Raw genomic sequence first — 7318 nt, 5'->3', positions numbered from 1 at the left:
CTCCGGGGCGGACGGCTGTGGTTGTGGGCGCGGGGACGGTGGCTCTGGTGCGGTCGGCGTCGGGGCCGGCCCGGGGGAGGGGCGGTCCAGGTCGGCAAGGAGCTCCTGCGCCTCGGCGATGATGTCGCGCAGCAGGGCGGTGGCCTCCGCCGGGCGTCCCTGGCGGACGAGCAGCCGCGCCTGTGCCACATCGCGGGCGCCGTGGTGCGCACCCTCATCGGGTGCGCCGCGCGGGTCGGCGGCCTCGCGGGGGAAGCGTACGGCGGCGGGTGCGGCCAATTCCGCCCGCCGGGCCACGAGGGGGGCGGCGTCTTGTGCGGCGCCCGGAACGTGGGCGGCATCGGTGTCTCGTGCGGCACCTGAATCTCGTACGGCACCCAGATCTCGTACGGCACCTGAATCGCGTACAGCACCCGGATCTCGTACGGCACCTGAGTCCCGTACGCCACTTGGATCCTGTACGCCACTTGGATCCCGTACGCCACCCGCGTCGCGAAGGCCGCCCGCATCCCGTACAGCACCCGGAGCCGCTTCCGCCCCCACCAGCGTCGCCGTCAGCGGCGGTCCGTCCGAGAGGGTGTCCTGGGTGGGCGCGGCCGGTTCCAGCGGGCCCTCCTCCAGGGCCGAGGGGCCGGAGGACGCCGCGCCGCCCGCGAGGCGCACCGCGTGCTTCAACGCGCCGAGCGCCAGCAGCTCCGGCGGCGCCTGCACGCTCCGCTCCCCGAGCCCGGTGACCCGCGAACGCACCTGCTCCATACGGGTGTTGCCGCCCACGAGCAGCAGCGTGTCCACGTCCGACGACCCCATCCCCGCCTGGTCGAGCAGCGCCCGCGCCCGGTCGAGGGTGCGCCGCACATGCCGCTCCAGGTACGCGTCGAGGTCCGGCCGCGTGATCCGCACCCACAGCGGGAGCCCCGCGGCGGGATCCAAGGCGAGCACCGCCGCCTCCGGACCGCCCGGCGCCCCAAGTGCCTCCCGTGCCTCCTGGCCGCGCGCGCGAAGGCCCTGCCACACGCCCGATGCCATCCCGGTGACCGAGGACGCGCCGCGGTGCGTGCGCAGCAGCCGCACCGCTGACGACAGCAGCCCCGCGTCGAACGCGCGTCCCCCCGAGGTGGCGCCGCCCTCGTAGCCCAGCGAGCGGAAGTGGCCGCGCACACTGCGGACAAGGCCCAGCTCGAACCCGTCGTACCCCATGCCGTAGACCAGGCATGTGCCGCTGTCCCGCTCCGTCATGTGGCCGATCACCGCGGCCATGGAGTCGCTGACGAGCCGCACCGGATCGAGCCCCGCCTCGCGTGCCGCGTCCCGCAGCGCCGCCCGCTGCGCCGAGCCGAACCGCGCGGGCACGCTGATCACGGTCTGCGCCACCCGCCCGGGCGCCGCCGCCTCCACCCGCTCCCGCACGGACCTCAGCAGCCCCACCACGACCTGGTCCGCCGCCACGGACTCGCCCCCGACCCAGACCGGACGCCCGCTGCCCAGGCGGGACTTCAGGCTCGGGAAGGTGACCGGCAGCTCGCCCGTCTCGGCGGGCTCGCACAGGAGCGACGGCCTGTCGTCCGCGCCCGCCTCCAGACGCCGCCCCGGGCTGCCCGGCAGCGCGAAGAGCGCCCGCAGCCCCGTGGCGCCGAAGTCGATGCCGAGGCTGACGGGGGCCGTCCCCGGCGCGGGGCGGCCGTCCCGGCGCGGCTCCGTCATCCGCCGGCCGTCTCTTCGGCGAACCGCAGGATGCCCTCGTAGTCCGGCCGGTCGGGAAGGGCCGGCACCGCACGCTCGGACTGGGCGACCGCCACCAGGTTCACGAGGTTGCGCGCCTGCTGGGCGGTCTGGATGGCGTTGCCCTGCCGGTGGGCCTGCTTGACGTGCTCGACCGCTTCGTTGATCTGCCGGACCGTCTCCGGAGGCGCGCCCTCCGAGGCCAGCTCCGCCTGCCGGAACTGGCTCGCAAGACCGCACTGGCGGTACATGTCGTCGATCAGCAGTTCGGTCAGGCGCTTGTACTCGCCGCTGTCACCCATCGTGACGGCCCGCTGCGCCTGTTCGATGTCGCGGCGCACCTTCATCGCCTGCACCGGCTCGATGTAGGGCCCGTACCGCTTCAGGAAGTGGTCGGCCTCCCGCTCGGCGAAGGCGAGCTGCTCGCGCAGGACCGCGCTGTCCAGCTCGTCCACCGGCTCCGGGGGCGGGGTGCGCGGCTTCTCCCGGTTCGGGGTGGCCTCCAGGACCATGTCCGTGCCGCGCACGCTGATCTTCACGGTGATGATGCGGTCGGCCGAGTAGTTGAAGGAGACGTCGACCTGGCGGTTGATCTCGATCTCCTGCGGCAGTTCGAACTCCACCACGCCCTGCTCGTGGTTCTCGCTCGCCACCTTGCTGTCGCCCTCGTAGACCGGCACCCGGATGCGGCGGCTGTCCGTCGCGTGGAAGGTGCGCTGGCGCGGCTCGGAGAGCGGGTACGGCGAGCCCGCCTCGATGATCTCGACGAACACGTCACGCTGGCTGCCCTTGATCGCGGCGATGCCCATCGCCATCGGCGTCGACTCGTACAGACCCGTGTCGCCCTTGGAGCGCCCGTCGGCCAGGCTCCGGCCGCAGGCCGCGCAGGTGCTCGCCCCGTACTCGTTGACTTTCGCGCACTGCGGGTCCGAGCACTCCACGCCGTGCAGCGTCTCGGCGAGGACGCCCGCGCCGAAGGCGACGCACTCCATCGGGTTGATGTTCCTGCGAACCTTGTCCGCGCCGAAGAACCCCTCGACCGCCTCGTACACGGGCCGGGTGAGCGTGCCGCCGCCCACCAGAAGCACATCCGAGATGTCGTCCGTGGAGAGTTCGTAGCGCGCAAGCGTCTCCTGGACCAGCGACATCGTGCGGCCCACCAGCGGCGCGATCATCGCGTTGAACTCGCCGCGCGTCAGCTGCATCTCGACGTCGAGCACGCCGTTCTCGCCCTTGTACGCGGCGGGAATGACGATGTACGTGTCCTCCATGTCGTTCAGCTCCCGCTTGGCGCGCTCGGCGGCCTTCTTCGCGTGGAAGAGGAACGCCTTGTCGCCGGAGGGGTCCACGTGGTGCTCCTCGCGCATCCACGTGATGATGCGCTCCACGATCGCGAGGTCGAAGTCGTCGCCGCCCAGCCAGATGTCGCCCGCCGCACGCAGCACCTGGAACTGGCTCCTGCCCTCCTGGTCCTTGACCGCGTTCAGTACGGAGATGTCGAACGTGCCGCCGCCGAGGTCGTAGACGAGGACCCGGCTGCGCGCCCCGCCGGGCTTGTGCAGGCCGAAGGCGACCGCCGCCGCCGTCGGCTCGTCCACGATCTTCTTCACCACCAGGCCCGCCTTCTCGGCGGCCTCGCGCGTGGCGGCGCGCTGCGCGTCACGGAAGTAGGCGGGCACGGTGATCACGGCGTGCGTCACCGGCTCGCCGAGGGTGCGCGAGGCGTCCCGCACCAGCTTGTCCAGGATCACGCTGGAGATCTCGGCGGGCGTGCGGGCCCGGCCGCCGAGCACTACGTGCGCCCGCGGGTCCTCGTCGGGCCCCGCGACGATCTCGTAGCTCATCCGGTCGCGGGCCTGCGCCACCGACGCGTCGGCGAAGTCCCGGCCCATCAGGCGCTTCACGGAGACGATGGTCTCCTTGGGCTGCCTGACCGCCCAGTTCAGCGCGTCCTCGCCGACCAGCGGCTGGTCCTTGCCGTCGCGGCTCTTGACGCCGACGACCGACGGGGTCAGCCGCTCGCCCTTGCTGTTGGTGAGCACCGCGATGTCCGCGCGGTGCGGATCGTGGGCGGCGACCGCGCTGTTGGTGGTGCCGAGGTCGATGCCGATGGCCTTCATTCCCGCTCCGTCCCTTGCTCCGTACCGCCGTCCGCGGCGACAACAACCCGGGCGGCGCGCAGCACTTGCCCCCGGTATCGATACCCGCGCTGCAGAATCTCAAGGACCTCGTCCTCGGCCCTGCCGGGCGGCGCGGCGCGCACCTCGGTCACCTGGTGCGTCGCCGGTTCGGCCCGCTCGCCGACCCGCCCAAGAGGCTCAAGGCCTTCCCCGGCCAGCGCCGCCTCCAACTGCCCGGCGATCAGCGCGAGACTCCTTCGGTACGCCTCCACATCGCTCGCCGCGCCGTCCGCCAGGAGCCGGTCGAAGGAGTCCAGGACGTCGGCGCAGCGCAGCAGCAGCCGTTCGGTGAGCGCCTGATGGGCCGCGTCGCGGACGGCCAGATCGCGGGCGTGCTCATAGGCGAGCCGGGCCGTCGGGTCAGACATCGAAGCGGATCAGATCGTCCAGGAGGCGCGCGGTGGCCTCCGGGAGCGGGCGCTCGGGCTGTTCCTGAGATGCCGCCTCGGCGGCCAGGCTTCGGTCGATCTCGGCTACTGCCAGGGGCAGTTCGGCGTCGAGGTCCACGTCGTACAGGAGCAGGTCGACGAGCATTCTGCGGCGTACGCCGCGCAGCTCGTCCCATGCCTGCTGGGTGACCGGCGTCATCAGATGCCGGGCGAGCAGTTCGAAGGAGACGTCCCGCATCTCGGCGTGGGTCGTCCACGGGGTCACGCCGGCCGGGGCGAGCGCGTCGTAGGGGAAGGGGCCCTCCCAGCTCGCGTCGGGGTCCTTGATCACGCGACACTGCCTCCTGCTTCGTCGTCGGGGTCCCCGTCCGCGGGGCTCAGTTCGGTGAGCCAGCGGCGCACCGCGTCGAGGAGCGCCCGCCGGATCCGGCTGTTGGTGGGATCCGCGCGGGTGGCGCGGATCAGATGGTGCAGCGCCCACAGGATCTCCCCGCCGAGCAGGGCCCGCTCCGCCTTGTCGGTCAACTCCGCCGCCCAGGACGGCAGATCGTCGACGTCGGGCGGGGTCTCCTGGCCGTCGCTGCGGATCAGATCACCCATGCCGCCGACGCCGAGGTGCCGGGTGAGCAGCTTCTCCATCTCGTCGAGGGCTTCGCCCAGCGTCTCGCGGTAGCGGTGCGTCAGGGCCTGTCCGAGGCCCACGTCCAGGAGGTCCAGGGCCTCGTGGAGGAGTTCCAGGCGGGCCGGCACCTCGTACGTCCGCTCGTCGAGGGTGAAGACCAGGGCCCGCGCGAGGTTGTCGCGGGCGTGGCTCGACTCCGGGTTGAGGGCGAGGGCGCGGCGCAGGTCGGCCTCGGCGCCGTACACGTCGCAGCGCATCCCGTGCTTGGTGCGGGTGTAGCCGCGCCACACGCCGCGCAGGGAGAGCAACGCCGAAAGTTTGCCGTTGAGTTGGCCGAGCAGGTCGCGGTCGAGGGGGTGCAGGGCGGCGGTGGCCGACTCGACGAGCCTGACGGCCTCGTCCAGGCAGGGTCCGAGCTGGGCGCCCTCCTCGTCGGTGAGGGCCTCGACGCGGCCGAGGACCGTGCGGATCACGGCCTTCTTGGTGCGGGCCTGCATCCCCGCGTCGCGGGAGACCCGCACCAGCTCCCGCCAGTGCTCAAGGGCCTCGTCGAGTCCGCCGTCGCCGCGCGTCAGGGCGGCCCTGGCGAGCGCGAGCCGGGTGTGCACGGCCAGTTCGACGCCGTCCTGGAGGAGGCGGGCGTGCCGGCGCGGCAGCCGTACGTAGGCGGGGTTGCGGCGCAGGAAGTCCTGGCAGTGGTCGCACCCCTCGGTGTGCCCGGCCTCCGAGGCGGGCCCCGCGCAGTCGTCCGGCAGGGTGCTCAGCGTGCGCAGGACCGGCAGGGCGCGCAGGGCGTGCCCGAACTTGCGCACCTCGCACAGGGCGAAGCTCCGCGCCAGCTCCGAGAACGCCCAGCGCAGCTCCCGCACCGCGTACTCACCGGGGTCATCGCCCCGCTGGGCCGCCGCGTCCAGGCTCGCCACCAGATCGCCGAGCGGCGCCTGGAGCCGCAGCAGCCGCAGATAGCGCGGACCGCAGGCCAGCGTGGCGCCCGCGCCCGGCACCGACGGCAGCCCGCCGACGTCCTTCAGGACCCGGGCGCCGCCCAGCTCGGACTCCAGGAGGCCCGCCAACGCCTGGTAAGCGGCGGCCTGTTGGGGGCGGTCCTGCTCGGTGTGCCGCTGCTCGTAGGCCGACAGCTGGCCGAAGAGGTGCTGGCTCAGCTCCCAGCGCAGCGACGCCATGTCGTCGTGGGTGAGGTCGCGTTCGTAGCAGACGGCGCGCTCGGCACGCCAGCCGTCCCAGTACTCGTCGTCGCTCAGCAGCGTCGCCCAGTACGCGAGCGCCGCCTCCCAGGCGCTCACCGCGTGCTCCCAGGCGCCGCTCTGCTCCAGCTCCTGGGCCTGCCACAGCCGCGCCGCGGCGAGGCCGTGCACCACGGCCATGTCGCCGGGCGCCTCCCTGAGGCGCCGCTCCCACTCGGCGGCGGCGGCCTCGCGGTCCCGCGCGAGGAGCAGGAGCAGGGGCGCGTCCCGCGGGAAGCGCTCGCACAGGGTGTCCAGGAGGCCGGGCCCCTCGTCCGGCGAGAGCCCGGCGAGCGCGTCGCGCAGGGCTTCGGGGGAGTGCCAGCGGTAGAGCAGGGCGTCCAGCTGGAGCCGCCGGGCGGGCAGGCGCAGCCGCTCCAGCGCGACACGCTCGTGCCACGACAGGGAGCCGCGCTCGAGCAGCGTGTACGACGCGTTCTTCACCACGTCCATGGAGGCGCCGGGGTCCACGCCCGCGTCCCGGAGCGCGAGATACGGAAAGGCCCTGTCCTGTACGGCGAAGGGGTCGGCGACCAGGGGAGTGCTGGTCAGCCCGTCCGCCCAGGGGAGCAGCCCGACGAGCCGCCGCATCCTGCGGCAGCGCACGTCGGCCCGGTCCAGGACGCCCCGGGCCCGCCCGTACGCCTCGACGGCCGCGCTCCACCTGCCCGCCGCCTCCAGCGACCGCCCTTCCGCGTACGCCAGATGGGCGTCGGCGTCGCGGTGCCCCGGGCACTGCCGGAAGGCGTCGGCGGCCCGCTGCCACTCCTGGTGCGCGTCGGCGAGGCGTCCGCGCGCGTAGGCGGCGACGGCGGGGGCGTCCCGGTGCGCCCCCAGCGCGTCGGCCTCGGCGGCGGCGCGGGCCCAGTCCCCCTCGGCCTCGGCGAGCCGCACGCGCGCGTACCGCCCGTGCGCGGCGGCGTCGACGCCTTGCGCCTCCTCCCGCTCCAGCTCCTCGTACGCCTCGACGACCTGCCGCCATGCGGCGCTCCCCTCGGCGCCCTCCTCGGCGATCCGGGCGCGCGCGTAGCGCCGTCGCGCGGTGACGTCGGCCCAGTGGCCGTCCAGCGCGTCGTAGACGTCGAGCGCGTCCTGCCACCGTCCGTCCAGTTCGTGGGTGCGGGCGAGGGCGTAGAGGTGCAGGTGGGCGGGTTCGTCCAGGGG

Annotated in this window: 5 protein-coding genes; all 5 read right to left on the bottom strand. The window is 73.7% G+C overall.

What is annotated here, in order from left to right:
* On the bottom strand, window positions 1-1701 hold a 1701-nt coding region (locus GKQ77_RS23445; protein ID WP_219690904.1), incomplete at its 3' end, for an Hsp70 family protein.
* Complete coding sequence (locus GKQ77_RS23440) at window positions 1698-3839, bottom strand: Hsp70 family protein (protein WP_219690903.1); 2142 nt, start codon at window positions 3837-3839, stop codon at window positions 1698-1700. The genes GKQ77_RS23440 and GKQ77_RS23445, both read right to left, overlap by 4 nt.
* On the bottom strand, window positions 3836-4267 hold the full coding sequence (locus tag GKQ77_RS23435) for a nucleotide exchange factor GrpE (RefSeq protein ID WP_219690902.1): 432 nt from the start codon (window positions 4265-4267) through the stop codon (window positions 3836-3838). Before GKQ77_RS23435 ends, GKQ77_RS23440 begins: the two co-directional genes overlap by 4 nt.
* On the bottom strand, window positions 4260-4619 hold the full coding sequence (locus tag GKQ77_RS23430; protein ID WP_219690901.1) for a hypothetical protein: 360 nt from the start codon (window positions 4617-4619) through the stop codon (window positions 4260-4262). Before GKQ77_RS23430 ends, GKQ77_RS23435 begins: the two co-directional genes overlap by 8 nt.
* On the bottom strand, window positions 4616-7318 hold a 2703-nt coding region (locus GKQ77_RS23425), incomplete at its 5' end, for a hypothetical protein (RefSeq protein WP_219690900.1). The genes GKQ77_RS23425 and GKQ77_RS23430, both read right to left, overlap by 4 nt.

The organism is Streptomyces anatolicus (genome assembly GCF_019400875.1).
GTDB lineage: Bacteria > Actinomycetota > Actinomycetes > Streptomycetales > Streptomycetaceae > Streptomyces > Streptomyces anatolicus.
The sequence above is the reverse complement of the archived record's forward strand: the minus strand, read 5'-3'. Positions and strand labels throughout refer to the sequence as shown.